A 19,693-nucleotide genomic window follows, 5' to 3' on the forward strand; every position below is an offset into this window, starting at 1 on the left:
CCGGCGGGGCTTTCTAAGCTGCCTGTACGGCAGTGAACGTAACTATTTATCGCATGACTCATAATCGCTTTTTCTAAGCTGCCTGTACGGCAGTGAACGGTGGCTATGAAAGATTTATACGATGATGAATTTTCTAAGCTGCCTGTACGGCAGTGAACGGTGATCTGGGATCTATTAGCGTACTGTTTCATTTCTAAGCTGCCTGTACGGCAGTGAACATTTCTGAATCCCATAGCATCTGGCTGTTCTCTTTCTAAGCTGCCTGTACGGCAGTGAACGAATCTGTGACCACCAGCTTTGTTTCATCTCTTTTCTAAGCTGCCTGTACGGCAGTGAACTCGGATTGTTCTGATAGCAGGTCAGCGCGTCCTTTCTAAGCTGCCTGTACGGCAGTGAACCAAAACTTAATGTAGTTGTGCGGATTTTTGATTTTCTAAGCTGCCTGTACGGCAGTGAACTTCCACGGCATTTTGATTACCCGTCAGGCAATTTTCTAAGCTGCCTGTACGGCAGTGAACTCAAATACTACACGTTTAGCCCGTTGTTAATAAAGTAAAACTATCTAATTTCCCTGCTGCTACCCTTTTTTATCCTTACCTTCCAGCAGCATTAATTATCAATAAGTTACAGTAACCATAAAAATTAGGGTTACAACCGCCCTCACCTCACAAAGAAAAAAGTCCGTAACCCCATACAGGATTACGGACTTTATCAACCTACTTAAAAGGCTTTACACCATCAGATTAATGCGCTGCTTCCGCCTTGTGCTTTTGCGCACTCTGGAACCCGTAGGTCAGCTCATTTTTCTCTTTATCCAGTGCAACGGTGACCTGGCCGCCGTCCACCAGCGAGCCAAACAGCAGTTCGTTAGCGAGCGGTTTTTTCAGGTTGTCCTGAATGACGCGTGCCATCGGACGTGCACCCATTGCCCGGTCATAACCTTTCTCAGCCAGCCAGTTACGCGCTTCCTGACTCACTTCCAGAGAAACACCTTTCTGATCCAGTTGAACCTGCAACTCGACAATAAATTTATCCACCACCTGATGGATCACGTCAGTTGACAGATGATCGAACCAGATAATGTTGTCGAGACGGTTACGGAATTCCGGCGTAAAGATCTTCTTGATCTCTTCCATCGCGTCGGTGCTGTTATCCTGGTGGATAAGGCCAATGGATTTACGCTCGGTTTCACGTACCCCGGCGTTGGTGGTCATCACCAGCACCACGTTACGGAAGTCTGCCTTGCGTCCGTTGTTATCGGTCAGCGTGCCGTTGTCCATCACCTGCAACAGAATGTTGAACACGTCCGGATGCGCTTTCTCGATTTCGTCCAGCAGCAGCACCGCGTGCGGATGTTTGATCACCGCATCGGTTAGCAGACCACCCTGATCAAAACCAACATACCCCGGAGGCGCACCAATCAGACGGCTGACGGTATGACGTTCCATATACTCGGACATATCAAAGCGCAAAAGCTCAATACCTAAAGCTTTCGAAAGCTGTACCGTCACCTCGGTTTTCCCGACCCCGGTTGGACCGGCAAACAGGAATGAACCGACAGGTTTATGTTCATGACCCAAACCCGCACGCGCCATCTTGATGGCTTCGGTAAGCGCCTCAATGGCTTTATCCTGACCGAAGACCAGCATTTTCAGGCGATCGCCGAGGTTTCTCAGCGTATCACGGTCACTCTGAGAAACGCTCTTCTCTGGAATACGTGCAATACGAGCCACCACGGATTCAATATCCGCCACATTGACCGTTTTCTTGCGCTTGCTTACCGGCATCAGGCGTGCACGAGCGCCCGCTTCGTCGATAACGTCAATCGCTTTATCCGGCAGATGACGATCGTTTATGTATTTCACCGCCAGCTCTACCGCCGCACGCACCGCTTTCGCGGTATAACGCACGTCGTGGTGCGCTTCATACTTCGGTTTCAGGCCGTTGATGATTTGAACAGTTTCTTCGATCGACGGTTCAGTAATATCAATTTTCTGGAAGCGACGCGCCAGAGCACGGTCTTTCTCGAAAATGTTGCTGAACTCCTGATACGTCGTCGAACCAATCACGCGAATTTTACCGCTGGAGAGCAACGGCTTGATCAGGTTAGCTGCATCCACCTGACCGCCAGAGGCTGCACCTGCGCCGATGATGGTGTGGATCTCATCAATAAACAGGATGCTGTTTGTATCCTGCTCAAGTTGTTTAAGCAATGCTTTGAAACGTTTTTCAAAGTCGCCGCGATATTTGGTGCCCGCTAACAGAGAACCGATATCGAGGGAGTAAATCGTACAGTCAGCCATCACTTCCGGTACATCGCCCTGAACAATACGCCAGGCAAGACCTTCCGCAATCGCGGTTTTACCGACGCCAGACTCCCCGACCAGCAGCGGGTTGTTTTTACGGCGGCGACAGAGAACCTGAATGGCGCGCTCCAGTTCCTTCTCACGACCAATCAACGGGTCGATTCCTCCCACGCGTGCAAGCTGGTTCAGGTTAGTCGTGAAATTCTCCATACGGTCCTCCCCACCAGCTTGTTCTTCACTGCTCGGCTGGTTTCCGGGTTCAGAAGACTGAGATGGCTCGTCTTTACGCGTGCCATGAGAAATAAAGTTCACCACATCGAGACGGCTGACTTCATGTTTGCGCAACAGATACGCCGCCTGTGACTCCTGTTCGCTAAAGATAGCAACCAGAACATTCGCACCGGTAACCTCACTGCGACCGGAGGACTGAACATGGAAGACCGCACGTTGCAGTACACGCTGAAAACTCAGCGTCGGCTGCGTGTCGCGCTCCTCTTCACTGGCAGGCAGAACGGGTGTGGTTTGTTCAATAAAGGCTTCCAGTTCCTGACGGAGCGCCACCAGATCCACGGAACATGCTTCCAGCGCCTCCCGAGCAGACGGATTACTGAGCAATGCCAGTAACAAGTGCTCGACGGTCATAAACTCATGACGGTGCTCGCGCGCTCTGGCGAAAGCCATGTTTAAACTGAGTTCCAGTTCTTGATTGAGCATAGGCACCTCCCCCAATTTTTATGCCTGCATTCAGGCTTTTTCCAGCGTACACAGCAATGGATGCTCGTTCTCCCTCGCGTACTTGTTCACCATCGCCACTTTGGTTTCTGCAACCTCGGCGGTAAAGACTCCGCAAATGGCCTTCCCCTGGTAGTGAACAGCGAGCATCAATTGCGTTGCACGTTCTACATCATAAGAAAAGAATTTTTGTAACACGTCAATAACAAACTCCATCGGAGTGTAATCATCATTGACTAATATCACTTTATACATAGATGGCGGTTTTAGCGCGTCACGCACTTTTTCTTCCGCCAGTTGATCAAAGTCCAGCCAGTCGTTCGTTTTACCCATTGTCAGTTATCATCTTCGGTTACGGTTATCGGCAGAACGCTCTGCCGCTGACAAGAGCTTATTTGCCTGACCAATCTACTCCACATAATAGATAAGTATCATCTATCGTTGGCATCAGCGACATCAGTCACATTACTGTCAATAGCGTTAACTGCTTCAAATTTTTGATGCATACCTACCCCCTGGCCCCTGTCAAACGCTTGACGACTCGCCCTATTTCTCTAAATTGTATTTCTAGAGTTGGCGAGGTTTTGAACTGCCCCCTCTCTGACCCCGGTTTATTCCATCTTACTTGTATAAGATTTGCGAAGGATGTCGAAGCATGGAAAAGGGTACTGTTAAGTGGTTCAACAATGCCAAAGGGTTTGGTTTCATCTGCCCTGAAGGCGGCGGCGAAGATATTTTCGCTCATTATTCCACCATCCAGATGGATGGTTACAGAACGCTAAAAGCTGGGCAATCCGTTCAGTTTGATGTCCACCAGGGGCCAAAAGGCAATCATGCCAGTGTTATTGTGCCCGTCGAAGTAGAAGCGGCAGTCGCATAGCTCTTCTGTCTCATTGTGTACATCCTACAGGCAAAATGCCAGCCCGATCGGCTGGCATTTTTATCTCAAATACTACTCTCGCGCCAGAGCATCCACTGGATCCAGCCGTGCCGCATTTCTCGCAGGCAGCCAGCCGAATAAAATCCCGGTAATGGTCGAGCAAAGAAACGCCAGCAGCAGCGCCAACGGAGAAAAGCCAATTTCCCAGCCGGGTAAAAAAAGCTGCAAGGTGAAAGCGATTAACAGCGAAAGAGAGATCCCCAACGCACCGCCCACCAGACAAACCAGCACGGCTTCGATCAGAAACTGTTGCAGTACATCGCTGGCTCGCGCCCCTACAGCCATGCGAATGCCAATTTCCCGCGTTCGCTCGGTCACTGACACCAGCATAATGTTCATTACACCAATGCCTCCGACCACCAGCGAAATCACCGCTACCAGCGTCAGAAACAGTTGTAGAGTACGTGTGGTCTTTTCAACGGTTTTCAAGACGCCGTCCATGTTCCAGGTGAAGAAATCCTTTTTGCCGTGACGCAGCGACAACAAACGCGTCAGTTGCTGTTCCGCCTCGGCGCTGTCAAAGCCTTCTTTCACTCTTACGGTAATTGAGTTAAGCCACGACTGTCCCATAACTCGCCCGGACATCGTGCTGTAAGGCAACCACACGCGCAGCACTTTACTACTACCAAACATCGACTGTTTTTCTTCCGCCACGCCGATGACCCTCGCTGGCATATTACCAACCAGAATCACCTCGCCAGCCACATCCGCTTTATGCGGGAAAAGCTGACGGCGGGTATTACTGTCGAGAACGACGACCTGCGCGCGACCGTTAAGTTGCTCCTGATTAAAGGTGTTCCCTTCGCTGAAGGTCATGCCATAGACATTGAAATAATCGCCGCTCACGCCGTTGGCACTGGCAGCAACATCAACATTGTTATAACGCAGGCGCAGGTTTTGCGAGACAGCGGGGGTGGCAGAGGCGACCCACGGTTGTTTTTGAATAGCGATTAAATCGTCGTATTTTAGCGCCTGTTGATATTGCGGATCGTCATCGCCAAAATCTTTCCCGGGATAGACATCAATAGTATTCGTACCAATAGAACGAATATCCGCCAGCACCATTTGTTTGGCGGCGTCGCCCACTACGACAATAGAAACCACCGACGCAATACCGATAATAATCCCCAGCATGGTCAGTAAGGTACGCATTTTATTCGCTGCCAGCGCCCGCCACGCCATCGTCAGCGCCTCGTTAAAACCGCTGACAAACTGCCGCCAGCCAGACGCCGTTTTGACTACAGGCTCCGTCCCGCCAGCAACATTCTCCTTTTCAATAGCGGGCGGATTGCGCACGATTTCGCCGTCGCGAATTTCGATCACCCGCTCGGCCTGGGCCGCGACCAGCGGATCGTGGGTGACGATAATCACCGTGTGCCCGCGATCGCGCAACTGATGCAGGATCGCCATGACCTCTTCGCCAGAATGGCTGTCCAGTGCGCCTGTCGGTTCATCGGCAAGTATTACCTGACCGCCGTTCATCAATGCCCGCGCGATACTGACGCGCTGTTGCTGACCACCCGAAAGCTGTGCCGGGTAATACTCTGTACGGTCTTCCAGCCCCAGTCGTTGCAGCAACTCCTGGGCACGCAGCAGTCGCTGTTTTCGCTCAAGACCGGCATAGACGGCGGGAACTTCAACGTTCTGCTCGGCGGTTAAATGCGAAAGCAAATGGTAACGCTGGAAAATAAAGCCGAAATGCTCGCGGCGCAGTTGCGCCAGCGCATCGGCGTCCAGTGTGGCAACATCCTGACCGGCTACGCGATAGGTGCCGCTGGTGGCCTTATCTAGGCAGCCGAGAATATTCATCAGGGTCGATTTACCGGAACCCGAAGCGCCGACAATCGCCACCATCTCACCGGCATAAATATCAAGGCTGATGCCCTTCAGCACTTCGACCTGCTCATCCCCAGCGGGATAGCTGCGGCGAATATCCTTCAATTCGAGCAAAGGCGTCATTGCGCAGCTCCTGGTTTGGCCTCACCAATCACCACTTCATCGCCCGCTTCCAGCCCTTTTACAATCTCAACATCGGTATCGTTACGTGCGCCAATCGTCACTTCACGCTCGCGTGTTTCACCATTACGCAACAATTTGACCTTATAACGATTATCGCCAACCGGATCACCTAACGCTGACAGAGGGATCGTCAGCACGTTTTTCACATCGGTGAGCTGGATATGCACCTGCGCCGTCATATCCAGCCGCAGCAAACCATTGGGGTTTGGCACTTCAAAGCGGGCATAGTAGAAAATGGCATCGTTAACCTTTTCCGGCGTCGGTAGCACATCTTTAATCTGCCCTTCGTAGCGCGTCAGCGGATCGCCAAGCACCGTAAACCAGGCTTTTTGCCCCGGCTTCAGGTGGATAACATCCGCTTCAGAAACCTGCGCTTTTACCAGCATAGTGCTCATATCTGCCAGCGTCAGAATGTTCGGTGCTTGTTGTGCGGCAATCACCGTCTGACCTTGCAGAGTGGTGATTTGCGTGACTTCCCCGGCCATTGGAGCCACGATGCGGGTGTAATCGAGATTAGTTTTAGCTGTGTCGAGAGAGGCCTGATTGCGCTTAATTTGCGCGTCAATAGTGCCGATTTGCGCCTGTTTCACAGCCATCTCCGTCGCGGCGGTGTCGAGATCCTGTTGTGAAACCGCCTGCGTTTGCGCCAGACGTTGTTGACGTGAATACGTCACCCGCGCCAGTTTCAGCTCCGCTTCCGCCTGCTGCCGCTGCGCGCGTAGCTCCATCAGTGTGGCTTCCACTTCCTTGATCTGGTTTTCTGCCTGTTCAGGATCAATAACCCCTAAAAGCTGATCTTTTTTAACTTTATCGCCAATCGCCACCGACAGCGTTTTCAACTGACCGCTGACCTGCGCGCCCACGTCAACCTTACGCAGCGCGTCCAGCTTTCCGGTCGCCAGTACGCTTTGCTGCAAATCACCGGGGCGCACAATCAGTGTCTGATAAGTCGGCACGGGCGCGTTGAGAATTCTCCATAACGCAATCAGCCCGGCGATGACTATCACCAGCGCAATAACGTAACGTTTCTTCACGGTTCTCCGATTTTTCATAAATATTCTGAATACTCCATATGCCAATCCGGGTCATCAACTTCAACGAAATATCAACAAAACCCTAAAATTTACGTTAGTAATCACACTATTGATGTTTGGTTAAGATACGCAATGGTGAAATCGGCGTCATGTATAACCATTGATTTCATGAATATGTCGCAGCTAACTGAACGGTCCTTTACGCCATCTGAATCTCTCAGCAGCCTGTCTCTTTTTCTTAATCTGGCACGCGGACAGTGTCGACCAGGTAAATTCTGGCACCGACGTAGCTTTCGTCAGAAATTTTTGCTGCGCTCGTTGATTATGCCGCGCTTAAGCGTTGAGTGGATGAACGAACTATCCCACTGGCCTAATCTCAATACGCTGTTAACACGCCAGCCGCGACTGCCTGTTCGTCTGCATCGTCCTTACCTTGCCGCCAATCTTAACCGTAAGCAATTACTCGAGGCGCTACGTTACCATTATGCATTGCTGCGTGCGTGTATGTCGGCAGAAGAATTCAGCTTATATTTGAATACCCCCGGCCTGCAACTGGCGAAGCTGGAAGGCAAAAACGGCGAGCAGTTCACGCTTGAGCTGACCATGATGATCTCAATGGATAAAGAAGGTGACAGCACAATCCTGTTCCGTAACAGTGAGGGTATTCCTCTGGCGGAGATCACTTTTACCCTGTGTGAATATCAGGGGAAAAGAACGATGTTTATTGGCGGACTGCAAGGTGCGAAATGGGAAATTCCGCATCAGGAAATCCAGAATGCGACGAAAGCCTGTCACGGGCTATTTCCAAAACGCCTCGTGATGGAAGCGGCCTGCCTGTTTGCCCAACGTTTACAGGTAGAGCAGATCATTGCCGTCAGTAATGAAACGCATATTTACCGCAGCCTGCGTTATCGCGATAAAGAAGGCAAGATCCATGCTGATTACAACGCTTTCTGGGAATCGGTTGGCGGCGTATGTGATGCTGAACACCATTACCGCCTTCCGGCACAGATAGCACGAAAAGAGATTGCCGAAATCGCCAGTAAAAAACGAGCTGAATACCGTCGACGCTATGAGATGCTCGACGCCATTCAGCCACAGATGACAACAATGTTTCGCGGTTAATCTGCCCGACCGCGCGCCAGCCACAGCACGCGTGAAAACATTTTTTTCAGCAGCGTCGGCACGGACTCCACCCCACGACGTCCGGCCTCCATTGCCACTTCAATGGCGAGATCGGGTTTGGAAGAGCGATGGATCGCCTTCGAGATAATTTTGCGCAGATTCATCGGCACGTTTTCCGGGATTTGCGCCACACGATGGAACACATCGGAAAACCCCTGGCGATACATAAAATGTTCCATATCCAGCGCCGGTAACGCCGTTAAATGTTCTCGTTCAGCTTCCCGATCGTTATTCAGCAGGCTGCGCACCGTAGCGGCATATTTCTTCCCGGCTTCATCGCCATCGACCAGCACATGCCATTCAATCCCCATCCGCCGGGCAAATTTGACCAGCGGTTTTAGCCCGGACTGGGCAAATTCAATGACCTTAATCCCTTCGGCATCGAAATGATGCCCGCATTGACGCGCCAGTTCGTTAATAACCCAGGTTTCTGTTTCCCCTTCCACCAGCAGCCAGCAACGGGCAAACAGCGATGACGGACGGTTAAAACGAATATGAAAGGAGATGCGTCGGCTGTCTTCGGTACTCAAGCCACTCGGCCCCAGACGCCAGGCGGCAACGCGAGAAGATTCACGCACCAGGCGGCAAACATGTTCTACCGGCGTTAACGAAAGCAGTTCGCCAGAGTTGGTGGTAGCAATACGCTGCAATGGCAGAAGATTCAGCAGATGCCAGGCAACTGAAAGCATAATGGGGTGTAAACGGGTTTCTGGATCTTCTATCAGCAATAATGGACGGGCGTCTTTATCCAGCCGCAATGTCCCTTTTGCCTGCAATAAAGTGGCAAACAGGCCAAGCAAAATAACCCGATACGAACGACCTCCGGGCCGGTCAATCATCCGGTTGATGATATCCAGATAGCGCCAGCTTCGTTGCTCATTGCTGGCTCGCCGCCGCATTAAACGATATCTCGCCTGTCCGGCTCCCTGCTCGGAGAAATAATGCTCAAGCAGTTGCACCATTGCCGAAAGTCCCTGACGAATCTGCCCATCAGAGAGATTTTGTGGATGCGAGGATAACTCACGGGCGAGGAAATCGAGCTGGCGTGCGGTGACTTCCACATTGGGGACATTTGGCACCGTGCCACTACGAATACGGCGCATAAAACGGGCATCACGCAAGCGCAGCACTGGCATTAAACGCACCAGATGGCGTGCCTGATCGTTAATATCCTCGACATCAATCGGATGTCCGTCTTTATCGAGAAAACTGCGGAGTGTCATCACGCTGCCGTCTTCCGCACTCTCCCCTTCCAGGCGATAAAAAATACGGTGATAACCATCGGCGCACGGCGTCCAGCACGCTTCCAGCGGACGATAGCGGCGCACCCGATGCCGGCCTGGCAGCGATTCACGGAAGGTCAAAATGATATGCAGATGATGTTCCCGCCCATTGATATCTCCCGTCGGAAACCAGAAATCGTCGCGCTCAAAATGGTAGAGATCTGACTCTGGCGATAACAGCAGGGTTAAGGCATCCAGCAAGCTGGATTTACCCCACGCGTTCTCCCCAATCAGGACATTGTTTTGTTCCAGCATCAATGACAATCGGTTAATGCCGCGAAAACCCACAATTTCAACGCGCTCAAGAATCATATCCCCTCCAGAAATATGTTATTTATCTTTTACTCCGGCAGTATAACGAGAAAGGCCGTGGCAATACGTGATGTCATCACAATTAAGCATGGCAAATGTCTGAAAAATGAGCGAATAATTGTGTTATGCCACCTCTTGACGCTCTCCCTGAAAAAAAACAATGAAATCAAATAATTACATTATGAATTATTTTTATCACCTCCAAAGGCTTAATTCAGTTGTTTGCACTACAATGTCAATCAGGCAAATGACTATATGAGGGAACTGACTATTGCCCTAAATCAAAATTACTGGATTTATTTATCTGGCGAATGAGTCGCCTTCGTTTTTAAAATACCCACGCATTATTTCTGTCGTCACTTTTTTACGACGACCCTATAAAACGACCATATTTTTCACAGGGTCAATTTTTAATTGAGGTGGATATGTTCAGAAAATTAGCAGCTGAATGTTTTGGTACTTTCTGGCTTGTATTTGGTGGCTGCGGTAGCGCAGTGCTGGCGGCGGCGTTCCCGGAATTAGGCATTGGTTTTGCTGGTGTCGCGCTGGCTTTTGGTCTGACCGTACTGACCATGGCCTTCGCTGTTGGTCATATTTCTGGTGGTCATTTTAACCCGGCTGTCACTATTGGTTTATGGGCAGGCGGTCGTTTCCCGGCAAAAGAAGTCGTTGGCTATGTGATTGCCCAGGTTGTCGGCGGTATTGTTGCGGCGGCACTGCTGTATTTAATTGCCAGCGGCAAAGCTGGATTTGACGCGGCAGCCAGCGGTTTTGCTTCGAACGGTTATGGCGAGCATTCACCGGGCGGTTATTCCATGCTTTCTGCACTGGTGGTTGAACTGGTACTGAGTGCGGGTTTCCTGCTGGTGATCCACGGTGCAACTGACAAATACGCTCCGGCGGGTTTTGCACCCATTGCCATTGGTCTGGCATTAACGCTGATTCACTTAATCAGTATTCCGGTAACTAACACTTCCGTTAACCCGGCGCGCAGTACTGCGGTTGCCATCTTCCAGGGCGGTTGGGCACTAGAACAACTGTGGTTCTTCTGGGTGGTGCCAATTGTCGGCGGTATTATCGGTGGTCTGATTTACCGTACTCTGCTGGAAAAACGTGATTAATTAGCGCAGAAGGCCTGACGCAATGTCAGGCCTTTTTTTAAGATGTTGTTATATGTTGATTCATCCTCCTTTTGCGCTCCTTGATGTGTAAAACCACATATAGTCACAGGCGCAAGGAGCACGCACTGTTTCTGAAGCATAACGTTTCCTTTTAATTGCAACTTTACTCATCCTTCTGCTTTCAGTAGTGTGTCATCGCGCATTTCGACTTCTTCTTTGCAAGGACTGAGTTTTCATGTTTTCTGGGCTGTTAATCATTCTGGTTCCCCTGATTGTGGGTTACCTCATTCCGCTTCGCCAAAAAGCTGCGTTAAAACGCATTAATCAGCTATTAAGCTGGATGGTCTATCTCATTCTCTTTTTTATGGGTATCAGTCTGGCGTTCCTTGATAATCTCGCCAGTAATTTGCTGGCGATACTGCATTATTCCGCCGTCAGCATTACCATTATTTTACTCTGCAATATTATTGCGTTGTTGTGGCTGGAGCGCGGTCTGCCGTGGCGTAATCACCACCAGCAAGAAAAACTTCCGTCACGTATTGCGATGGCGCTGGAGTCGCTAAAACTGTGCGGCGTAGTCGTAATTGGTTTTGCCATTGGCCTTAGCGGATTAGGTTTCTTACAACATGCTACTGAAGCCAGCGAATACACATTAATTCTGTTACTTTTCCTCGTCGGTATTCAGCTACGCAATAATGGCATGACCTTAAAGCAGATTGTCCTTAATCGCCGGGGAATGATTGTCGCTATGGTGGTGGTTGCCAGTTCTTTAATTGGTGGCTTAATTAATGCCTTTATTCTTGATCTCCCCATCAATACCGCGCTGGCAATGGCCTCCGGTTTCGGCTGGTATTCTCTTTCCGGTATTTTGTTGACTGAATCTTTTGGCCCGGTAATCGGGAGCGCGGCGTTTTTTAATGATCTGGCACGTGAGCTGATCGCCATTATGTTAATCCCCGGCCTTATCCGTCGCAGTCGCTCAACGGCACTGGGTTTGTGCGGTGCCACATCAATGGATTTCACCCTGCCCGTGCTTCAGCGGACAGGCGGGCTGGAGATGGTTCCAGCGGCGATTGTTCACGGTTTTATTCTTAGTCTGTTAGTGCCAATTCTGATCGCCCTTTTCTCTGCGTAATACCTCTCTGGCGGTAGATCCCTGCCGCCAAAATTGCGCTAAATCAATCTCCCTTAAAGTTGCATGAAAAACCCCTTTTATCCCGTCTTGAAGAGTCTTAACCTTAAACATGTATATTAAATATAACTTTAAAAGGTGTGATCATGTTTTGTGTGCAATGTGAACAAACTATCCGTACTCCGGCAGGAAACGGCTGCTCATACGCGCAGGGGATGTGTGGTAAAACGGCGGAAACCTCTGACCTTCAGGATTTACTCATCGCGGCGCTGCAAGGGCTTTCTGCCTGGGCAGTAAAAGCGCGTGAATACGGCATCATCAACCACAACGTTGACAGCTTCGCGCCACGCGCATTTTTCTCAACCCTGACCAACGTTAACTTCGATTCTCCGCGTATTGTCGGCTACGCCCGTGAAGCGATTGCCCTGCGCGAGGCGCTGAAAGCACAATGCCTGGCTGTAGATGCCAACGCCCACGTCGATAACCCGATGGCGGACTTACAACTGGTGAGCGACGATCTCGGCGAACTGCAACGTCAGGCGGCAGAATTTACCCCGAACAAAGATAAAGCGGCGATTGGCGAAAACATTCTCGGCCTGCGTCTGCTTTGCCTGTATGGCCTGAAAGGTGCGGCGGCCTATATGGAACACGCACACGTTCTCGGTCAATATGACAACGATATTTACGCCCAGTACCATAAAATCATGGCATGGCTGGGAACCTGGCCTTCCGATATGAACGCACTTCTCGAATGTTCAATGGAAATCGGCCAGATGAACTTCAAAGTGATGAGCATTCTGGATGCAGGCGAAACCGGTAAATACGGTCACCCGACGCCAACTCAGGTCAACGTGAAAGCGACGGCGGGTAAATGCATCCTGATTTCCGGTCACGATCTCAAAGATCTCTACAACCTGCTGGAACAGACCGAAGGCACGGGCGTTAACGTCTACACCCACGGCGAAATGCTGCCAGCGCATGGCTATCCGGAACTGCGTAAATTCAAACATCTGGTCGGTAACTACGGCAGCGGCTGGCAAAATCAACAAGTTGAGTTCGCTCGCTTCCCTGGCCCCATCGTGATGACCTCTAACTGTATCATCGACCCAACCGTCGGCGCTTATGACGATCGTATCTGGACCCGCAGCATTGTTGGCTGGCCGGGCGTGCGTCATCTGGATGGCGAAGATTTCTCTGCGGTTATCGCCCAAGCGCAACAAATGGCGGGCTTCCCGTACAGCGAAATTCCGCACCTGATCACTGTGGGTTTTGGTCGCCAGACGCTGCTTGGCGCGGCGGATACGCTGATTGATCTGGTGAGCCGCGAAAAACTGCGTCATATCTTCCTGCTTGGCGGCTGTGACGGCGCGCGCGGCGAACGTCACTACTTCACTGATTTCGCCACCAGCGTGCCGGATGACTGCCTGATCCTGACTCTCGCCTGTGGTAAATATCGCTTTAACAAACTTGAGTTTGGCGATATCGAAGGCCTGCCACGTCTGGTGGATGCCGGTCAGTGTAACGATGCTTATTCAGCGATTATTCTGGCGGTAACGCTGGCAGAAAAACTGGGCTGCGGTGTCAACGATCTGCCGTTGTCGCTGGTGCTCTCCTGGTTTGAACAGAAAGCGATTGTCATTCTGCTGACGCTGCTTTCTCTGGGCGTGAAAAATATCGTCACCGGCCCGACTGCACCCGGCTTCCTGACACCAGATCTGCTGGCGGTGCTGAACGAGAAATTCGGCCTGCGTTCTATCACCACTGTTGAAGAAGACATGAAGCAACTGTTGAGCGCGTAAGGAGTTTGTCGATGACGATGCCAACGAACCAATGCCCGTGGCGGATGCAGGTTCATCACATTAAGCAAGAAACGCCGGATGTGTGGACGATTTCCCTGATTTGCCACGATTACTATCCGTATCGCGCCGGGCAATATGCGCTGGTCAGCGTACGAAACTCAGCCGAAACGCTGCGTGCTTATACCATCTCCTCCACACCTGGCGTGAGTGAATACATCACCCTGACAGTGCGGCGGATTGATGACGGTGTCGGCTCCCAGTGGCTGACCCGCGACGTGAAACGCGGTGACTATATCTGGCTTTCGGACGCAATGGGGGAATTTACCTGCGACGATAAATCTGAAGATAAATTCCTGTTACTGGCGGCAGGCTGCGGCATCACGCCGATTATGTCGATGCGTCGCTGGCTGGCGAAAAATCGTCCGCAGGCAGATGTGCAGGTGATCTACAACGTGCGTACGCCGCAGGACGTTATTTTTGCCGACGAATGGCGCAACTATCCGGTGACGCTGGTGGCGGAAAATAACGTTACCGAAGGCTTTATCGCGGGTCGTCTCACTCGCGAATTGCTGGCAAGCGTTCCTGAACTGGCTTCACGTACCGTGATGACCTGTGGCCCGGCTCCGTATATGGATTGGGTAGAACAGGAAGTGAAGGCGCTTGGCGTGACACGCTTCTTTAAAGAGAAATTCTTTACGCCAGTGGCGGAAGCGGCGACCAGCGGTCTGAAATTCACCAAACTGCAATCGGCGCAAGAATTTTACGCACCGGTTGGCACCACGCTGCTGGAGGCGCTGGAAAGCAACAAAGTTCCGGTTGTCGCCGCCTGCCGTGCGGGTGTTTGCGGCTGCTGTAAGACGAAAGTGGTTTCCGGTGAATATACGGTGAGCAGCACAATGACGCTGACCGACGCCGAAATCGCCGAGGGTTACGTACTGGCCTGCTCCTGCCATCCGCAGGGGGATATGGTTCTCGCCTAAAGTTTAATGCCCGGCAAACTTAGCCGGGCATTTTTTAAAGAATTATCGCCAGGCAGAATTACCTGCCACGGCATAACGCCCGGCACCAAGAAAAGCGACGGCCAGAGCTGCAATAAAAAAATATACCAGGCTTTCGATCGCCCACGCGCCGGTTTTATCCAGCATCCCTGTTTTTCCCATTCCCACCATCAACCACGCCACGACCATTGTCAGGGCGATAACCAATGCGGCAGGTCGCGTCAAAATACCTAATATAATCAATATCGGCGCAACCACTTCCCCAATCAGTACGCCGTAGGCAATAAATCCAGGAAAACCTTTTGCAACCAGCATTCCACTAATACCGTCAATTCCGGCAAATAACTTATGTATCCCGTGGAAAAGCATCAATCCTCCCACCGCCAGGCGTAACAATAATTTGCCAAAATCCTCATGCGTCAGCATCCGGTTCACTGCATTTAACCTTGGTGTAACCATCTGAATTAAGTCCTTTTATCGTAAAAATGTCATTCGCATCAGCCTTGGCGATTCCCGGATTAAAAGCAACAGAAATATCAGTATTCAGCCAGCGCAACAGGCAGCATCTACTAAACTTGTTACCGTTATCACATTCAGGAGACGGAGAACCATGAAACAAACGGTTGCAGCTTATATCGCCAAAACGCTCGAATCGGCAGGCGTGAAACGCATCTGGGGAGTTACGGGCGACTCGCTTAACGGCCTTAGCGACAGCCTGAATCGCATGGGCACTATCGAGTGGATGCCTACTCGCCATGAAGAAGTCGCGGCCTTTGCCGCTGGCGCTGAAGCCCAGCTTTCAGGAGAACTGGCGGTCTGTGCCGGATCGTGCGGCCCCGGCAACCTGCACTTAATCAACGGCCTGTTCGATTGTCATCGTAATCACGTTCCGGTACTGGCGATTGCCGCCCACATCCCTTCCAGCGAAATTGGCAGCGGTTATTTTCAGGAGACCCACCCGCAAGAGTTATTCCGCGAATGTAGTCACTATTGCGAGCTGGTTTCCAGCCCGGAGCAGATCCCACAAGTACTGGCGATTGCCATGCGCAAAGCGGTGCTTAACCGTGGCGTTTCCGTTGTCGTTTTACCGGGCGACGTGGCGTTAAAACCTGCGCCAGAAGGGGCGACCACGCACTGGTATCATGCGCCACAGCCGGTAGTCACACCGGAAGAAGAAGAGTTACGCAAACTGGCGCAACTGCTGCGTTACTCCAGCAATATCGCCCTGATGTGCGGCAGCGGCTGTGCGGGAGCGCATAAAGAGTTAGTCGAGTTTGCCGGGAAAATTAAAGCGCCTATTATTCATGCCCTGCGCGGTAAAGAACATGTCGAATACGATAACCCGTATGATGTTGGAATGACGGGATTAATCGGCTTCTCATCGGGTTTTCATACCATGATGAACGCCGACACGTTAGTGCTGCTCGGCACGCAGTTCCCCTACCGCGCGTTCTACCCAACCGATGCCAAAATTATTCAGATTGATATCAACCCAGCGAGCATTGGTGCGCACAGCAAGGTGGATATGGCACTGGTCGGCGATATCAAATCGACTCTGCGTGCATTGCTGCCGCTGGTGGAAGAAAAAACCGATCGCAAGTTCCTCGATAAGGCGCTGGAAAATTACCGCGATGCCCGCAAAGGGCTGGACGATTTAGCTAAACCGAGCGATAAAGCCATTCATCCACAATATCTGGCGCAGCAAATTAGCCATTTTGCTGCCGATGACGCCATCTTTACCTGTGACGTCGGCACGCCAACAGTATGGGCAGCGCGTTATCTGAAAATGAACGGCAAGCGTCGCCTGTTAGGTTCGTTTAACCACGGTTCGATGGCTAATGCTATGCCACAGGCGCTGGGTGCTCAGGCGACGGAGCCGGAACGTCAGGTGGTCGCCATGTGCGGCGATGGCGGTTTTAGCATGTTGATGGGCGATTTCCTCTCAGTAGTGCAGATGAAACTGCCGGTGAAAATTATCGTCTTTAACAACAGCGTGCTGGGCTTTGTGGCGATGGAGATGAAAGCCGGAGGCTACCTGACAGACGGCACCGAACTGCACGACACCAACTTTGCCCGCATTGCCGAAGCGTGCGGCATTACGGGTATTCGCGTGGAAAAAGCGTCTGAAGTCGATGAAGCCCTGCAACGCGCCTTCTCCATCGATGGCCCGGTGCTGGTGGATGTGGTGGTTGCCAAAGAAGAGTTAGCCATTCCGCCGCAAATCAAACTTGAACAGGCCAAAGGATTTAGCCTGTATATGCTGCGGGCAATCATCAGCGGACGCGGTGATGAAGTGATCGAACTGGCGAAAACAAACTGGCTAAGGTAAAAAGGGTGGCATTTCCCGTCATAAATAAGGACATGCCATGATTGATTTACGCAGTGATACCGTAACCCGACCGAGCCGCGCCATGCTCGAAACGATGATGGCCGCCCCGGTTGGGGACGACGTTTACGGAGACGACCCTACCGTTAATGCTTTGCAGGACTACGCCGCAGAGCTTTCCGGTAAAGAAGCCGCCATCTTTCTGCCGACCGGCACCCAGGCTAACCTGGTCGCTCTGCTCAGTCACTGCGAACGCGGCGAAGAGTATATTGTCGGTCAGGCCGCGCATAACTATCTGTTTGAAGCTGGTGGCGCAGCGGTGCTGGGCAGTATTCAGCCGCAACCCATCGACGCTGCTGCTGACGGCACGCTGCCGCTGGATAAAGTGGCGATGAAAATCAAACCCGACGATATTCACTTCGCCCGCACCAAATTACTCAGTCTGGAAAACACCCACAACGGCAAAGTGCTGCCGCGTGAATATCTGAAAGAAGCATGGGAATTTAGCCGCGAGCGTAATCTGGCATTACACGTTGACGGTGCGCGCATCTTTAACGCCGTAGTGGCTTACGGCTGCGAACTGAAAGAGATCACGCAATATTGTGACTCGTTCACCATTTGTCTGTCGAAGGGTCTTGGTACGCCAGTCGGTTCGTTACTGGTCGGCAATCGTGATTACATTAAACGCGCCATCCGCTGGCGGAAAATGACCGGCGGCGGGATGCGCCAGTCCGGCATTCTGGCTGCCGCCGGGATGTATGCGCTGAAAAATAACGTCGCACGGTTGCAGGAAGACCACGACAACGCCGCCTGGATGGCGGAGCAGTTGCGTGAGGCAGGCGCGGATGTGATGCGTCAGGACACCAATATGCTGTTTGTCCGCGTCGGGGAAGAAAATGCTGCCGCGTTAGGCGAATACATGAAAGCGCGAAACGTACTGATCAACGCCTCGCCGATTGTCCGCCTGGTGACGCATCTTGACGTCTCGCGTGAACAACTGGCTGAAGTTGCCGCCCACTGGCGCGCTTTCCTGACGCGTTAAGGAGAGAGACGTGCCGCAACGCATTTTAGTTCTCGGTGCCAGTGGCTACATTGGTCAGCATCTGGTGCGCACACTCAGCCAGCAGGGGCATCAGGTTCTGGCGGCGGCACGTCACGTCGACAGACTTTCGAAGCTGCAACTGGCTAATGTCAGTTGCCATAAAGTCGATCTTAGCTGGCCGGATAATCTTCCGGCACTATTGCAGGATATCGATACCGTCTATTTTCTGGTGCACAGCATGGGCGAAGGCGGCGATTTTATCGCGCAGGAGCGCCAGGTGGCTCTCAACGTCCGCGATGCGCTGCGCGAAGTGCCGGTTAAGCAATTAATTTTTCTCAGTTCACTGCAAGCCCCGCCCCATGAGCAATCGGATCATCTGCGCGCTCGTCAGGCTACGGCGGACATACTGCGTGAAGCGAATGTACCGGTTACCGAATTGCGTGCCGGAATTATCGTCGGTGCCGGGTCAGCAGCGTTCGAAGTGATGCGTGATATGGTTTACAACCTGCCAGTGTTAACGCCGCCACGCTGGGTACGTTCACGCACCACGCCCATCGCGCTGGAAAACCTGCTGCACTATCTGGTGGCGCTGTTGGAGCATCCGGCCAGCGAACATCGGGTATTCGAAGGCGCCGGACCAGAGGTGCTCAGCTATCAGCAGCAGTTTGAACATTTTATGGCGGTGAGCGGTAAACATCGCTGGTTGATTCCAGTCCCCTTCCCCACCCGCTGGATTTCGGTGTGGTTTCTCAATGTGATTACCTCCGTTCCCTCTACTACTGCCAAAGCGTTGATTCAGGGGCTGAAACACGATCTGCTGGCGGATGACACCGCGTTACGCGCGCTCATCCCACAACCGCTGATCGCCTTCGATGACGCGGTACGTCGCACCCTGAAAGAAGAAGAAAAACTGGTTAACTCCAGCGACTGGGGATACGACGCTCAGGCTTTTGCCCGCTGGCGACCAGAATACGGTTATTTCGCCAAACAGGCGGGGTTTACCGTTAAAACTTCCGCCAGCCTTCAGGCTTTATGGCAGGTGGTGAATCAAATCGGCGGTAAAGAACGTTATTTCTTTGGCAATATTTTGTGGCAGACCCGGGCGCTAATGGATCGCGCGATAGGTCACAAACTGGCGAAAGGTCGCCCCGCACGGGAATATCTGCAAACGGGCGATGCGGTGGATAGCTGGAAAGTGATTGTCGTCGAGCCGGAAAAACAACTTACCCTGTTATTTGGCATGAAAGCGCCAGGACTTGGGCGACTGTGTTTTACGCTGGAAGATAAAGGCGAATATCGCACTATTGATGTACGCGCCTTCTGGCATCCTCACGGTATGCCAGGGTTGTTTTACTGGCTACTGATGATCCCCGCGCATCTGTTTATTTTTCGCGGCATGGCAAAACGAATCGCCAGACTGGCAGAACAAAGCACAGATTAATCGAAAAAAACCTGCGTTATTCT

General features: G+C 51.8%; 16 protein-coding genes and 1 CRISPR repeat array (1 of these 17 cut by a window edge). Of the genes, 9 read left to right on the forward strand and 7 right to left on the reverse strand.

The genetic code is table 11. The features are described 5' to 3' along the window. Nucleotides 1-518: direct repeats of the CRISPR family, unit length 28 nt; unit sequence TTTCTAAGCTGCCTGTACGGCAGTGAAC (it extends 231 nt beyond the left edge of the window). A 225-nt stretch (nucleotides 519-743) separates the two neighbouring features. The 3 genes from clpA to BEG40_RS22065 all read right to left on the reverse strand — a co-directional run bounded on the left by clpA (nucleotide 744) and on the right by BEG40_RS22065 (nucleotide 3,544). Continuing rightward, nucleotides 744-3,020 carry an ATP-dependent Clp protease ATP-binding subunit ClpA gene (clpA, locus tag BEG40_RS08080; protein WP_000934072.1) on the reverse strand — a complete coding sequence of 759 codons (2,277 nt, stop codon included), beginning with the start codon at nucleotides 3,018-3,020 and terminating at the stop codon, nucleotides 744-746. Nucleotides 3,021-3,050: 30 nt separating this feature from the next. Then, on the reverse strand, nucleotides 3,051-3,371 hold the full coding sequence (gene clpS, locus BEG40_RS08085) for an ATP-dependent Clp protease adapter ClpS (RefSeq protein ID WP_000520781.1): 321 nt from the start codon (nucleotides 3,369-3,371) through the stop codon (nucleotides 3,051-3,053). Nucleotides 3,372-3,469: 98 nt separating this feature from the next. After that, nucleotides 3,470-3,544, reverse strand: a complete 75-nt coding sequence (locus BEG40_RS22065; RefSeq protein ID WP_212741843.1) for a hypothetical protein — start codon at nucleotides 3,542-3,544, stop codon at nucleotides 3,470-3,472. A gap of 149 nt (nucleotides 3,545-3,693) precedes the next feature. Between BEG40_RS22065 and cspD the strand changes: the two genes are divergently transcribed. Continuing rightward, complete coding sequence (gene cspD / locus BEG40_RS08090) at nucleotides 3,694-3,918, forward strand: cold shock-like protein CspD (protein ID WP_000410785.1); 225 nt, start codon at nucleotides 3,694-3,696, stop codon at nucleotides 3,916-3,918. Between the two features lie 72 nt (nucleotides 3,919-3,990). Here cspD and macB read toward each other — a convergent pair whose 3' ends face one another. Together macB and macA are read right to left on the reverse strand one after the other, a co-directional pair. Beyond that, entirely contained in the window at nucleotides 3,991-5,937 is a 1,947-nt protein-coding gene (macB, locus tag BEG40_RS08095) for a macrolide ABC transporter ATP-binding protein/permease MacB (RefSeq protein ID WP_105285201.1), read from the reverse strand. Then, complete coding sequence (gene macA, locus BEG40_RS08100; RefSeq protein ID WP_000797455.1) at nucleotides 5,934-7,049, reverse strand: macrolide transporter subunit MacA; 1,116 nt, start codon at nucleotides 7,047-7,049, stop codon at nucleotides 5,934-5,936. Before macA ends, macB begins: the two co-directional genes overlap by 4 nt. A gap of 150 nt (nucleotides 7,050-7,199) precedes the next feature. Between macA and BEG40_RS08105 the strand changes: the two genes are divergently transcribed. Continuing rightward, nucleotides 7,200-8,156 (forward strand): VirK/YbjX family protein, encoded by a 957-nt coding sequence (locus tag BEG40_RS08105; RefSeq protein ID WP_157945271.1) that lies wholly within the window; start codon nucleotides 7,200-7,202, stop codon nucleotides 8,154-8,156. Here the strand turns inward: BEG40_RS08105 and BEG40_RS08110 are convergent. Then, on the reverse strand, nucleotides 8,153-9,811 hold the full coding sequence (locus tag BEG40_RS08110) for an ATP-dependent endonuclease (protein WP_000599824.1): 1,659 nt from the start codon (nucleotides 9,809-9,811) through the stop codon (nucleotides 8,153-8,155). The genes BEG40_RS08105 and BEG40_RS08110 overlap by 4 nt on opposite strands. A gap of 425 nt (nucleotides 9,812-10,236) precedes the next feature. Between BEG40_RS08110 and aqpZ the strand changes: the two genes are divergently transcribed. The 4 genes from aqpZ (at nucleotide 10,237) to hcr (ending at nucleotide 14,843) form a co-directional block, all read left to right on the forward strand. Beyond that, a complete protein-coding gene (gene aqpZ, locus BEG40_RS08115) occupies nucleotides 10,237-10,932 on the forward strand; it encodes an aquaporin Z (RefSeq protein WP_010347562.1) in 696 nt (231 codons plus the stop codon). Between the two features lie 235 nt (nucleotides 10,933-11,167). Then, the gene (gene lysO, locus BEG40_RS08120; RefSeq protein WP_105285203.1) at nucleotides 11,168-12,067 is read left to right on the forward strand and encodes an L-lysine exporter LysO; all 900 of its coding nucleotides are present in this window, start codon (nucleotides 11,168-11,170) and stop codon (nucleotides 12,065-12,067) included. Between the two features lie 143 nt (nucleotides 12,068-12,210). Further along, on the forward strand, nucleotides 12,211-13,863 hold the full coding sequence (gene hcp, locus BEG40_RS08125) for a hydroxylamine reductase (protein ID WP_105285204.1): 1,653 nt from the start codon (nucleotides 12,211-12,213) through the stop codon (nucleotides 13,861-13,863). Nucleotides 13,864-13,874: 11 nt separating this feature from the next. After that, nucleotides 13,875-14,843 (forward strand): NADH oxidoreductase, encoded by a 969-nt coding sequence (gene hcr / locus BEG40_RS08130; RefSeq protein ID WP_105285205.1) that lies wholly within the window; start codon nucleotides 13,875-13,877, stop codon nucleotides 14,841-14,843. A 42-nt stretch (nucleotides 14,844-14,885) separates the two neighbouring features. Here hcr and BEG40_RS08135 read toward each other — a convergent pair whose 3' ends face one another. After that, the gene (locus tag BEG40_RS08135; protein WP_105285206.1) at nucleotides 14,886-15,320 is read right to left on the reverse strand and encodes a DoxX family protein; all 435 of its coding nucleotides are present in this window, start codon (nucleotides 15,318-15,320) and stop codon (nucleotides 14,886-14,888) included. Between the two features lie 151 nt (nucleotides 15,321-15,471). Here BEG40_RS08135 and poxB point away from each other — a divergent pair, with 151 nt between their 5' ends. The 3 genes from poxB to BEG40_RS08150 are packed head-to-tail and all read left to right on the forward strand — an operon-like array spanning nucleotide 15,472 to nucleotide 19,670. After that, nucleotides 15,472-17,190: a ubiquinone-dependent pyruvate dehydrogenase gene (gene poxB / locus BEG40_RS08140; RefSeq protein WP_105285207.1), complete on the forward strand. Its 1,719-nt coding sequence runs from the start codon at nucleotides 15,472-15,474 to the stop codon at nucleotides 17,188-17,190. A gap of 37 nt (nucleotides 17,191-17,227) precedes the next feature. Continuing rightward, nucleotides 17,228-18,229, forward strand: coding sequence for a low-specificity L-threonine aldolase (gene ltaE / locus BEG40_RS08145; RefSeq protein ID WP_000566423.1), 1,002 nt, complete (start codon nucleotides 17,228-17,230; stop codon nucleotides 18,227-18,229). Between the two features lie 10 nt (nucleotides 18,230-18,239). Beyond that, on the forward strand, nucleotides 18,240-19,670 hold the full coding sequence (locus BEG40_RS08150) for an SDR family oxidoreductase (protein ID WP_105285208.1): 1,431 nt from the start codon (nucleotides 18,240-18,242) through the stop codon (nucleotides 19,668-19,670). Nucleotides 19,671-19,693: the final 23 nt, after the last annotated feature.

The organism is Escherichia sp. MOD1-EC5495 (assembly GCF_002965965.1).
GTDB lineage: Bacteria > Pseudomonadota > Gammaproteobacteria > Enterobacterales > Enterobacteriaceae > Escherichia > Escherichia ruysiae.

Excerpts from the sequence above, each read along its gene's own strand:
- hcp (WP_105285204.1), top strand. The coding sequence starts at position 12,211 with ATGTTTTGTGTGCAATGTGAACAAACTATCCGTACTCCGGCAGGAAAC.
- aqpZ (WP_010347562.1), top strand. The coding sequence starts at position 10,237 with ATGTTCAGAAAATTAGCAGCTGAATGTTTTGGTACTTTCTGGCTTGTA.
- BEG40_RS08135 (WP_105285206.1), bottom strand. The coding sequence starts at position 15,320 with ATGGTTACACCAAGGTTAAATGCAGTGAACCGGATGCTGACGCATGAG.
- ltaE (WP_000566423.1), top strand. The coding sequence starts at position 17,228 with ATGATTGATTTACGCAGTGATACCGTAACCCGACCGAGCCGCGCCATG.
- BEG40_RS08110 (WP_000599824.1), bottom strand. The coding sequence starts at position 9,811 with ATGATTCTTGAGCGCGTTGAAATTGTGGGTTTTCGCGGCATTAACCGA.
- macB (WP_105285201.1), bottom strand. The coding sequence starts at position 5,937 with ATGACGCCTTTGCTCGAATTGAAGGATATTCGCCGCAGCTATCCCGCT.
- cspD (WP_000410785.1), top strand. The coding sequence starts at position 3,694 with ATGGAAAAGGGTACTGTTAAGTGGTTCAACAATGCCAAAGGGTTTGGT.
- clpS (WP_000520781.1), bottom strand. The coding sequence starts at position 3,371 with ATGGGTAAAACGAACGACTGGCTGGACTTTGATCAACTGGCGGAAGAA.
- BEG40_RS08105 (WP_157945271.1), top strand. The coding sequence starts at position 7,200 with ATGAATATGTCGCAGCTAACTGAACGGTCCTTTACGCCATCTGAATCT.
- hcr (WP_105285205.1), top strand. The coding sequence starts at position 13,875 with ATGACGATGCCAACGAACCAATGCCCGTGGCGGATGCAGGTTCATCAC.
- clpA (WP_000934072.1), bottom strand. The coding sequence starts at position 3,020 with ATGCTCAATCAAGAACTGGAACTCAGTTTAAACATGGCTTTCGCCAGA.
- lysO (WP_105285203.1), top strand. The coding sequence starts at position 11,168 with ATGTTTTCTGGGCTGTTAATCATTCTGGTTCCCCTGATTGTGGGTTAC.
- poxB (WP_105285207.1), top strand. The coding sequence starts at position 15,472 with ATGAAACAAACGGTTGCAGCTTATATCGCCAAAACGCTCGAATCGGCA.
- macA (WP_000797455.1), bottom strand. The coding sequence starts at position 7,049 with ATGAAAAATCGGAGAACCGTGAAGAAACGTTACGTTATTGCGCTGGTG.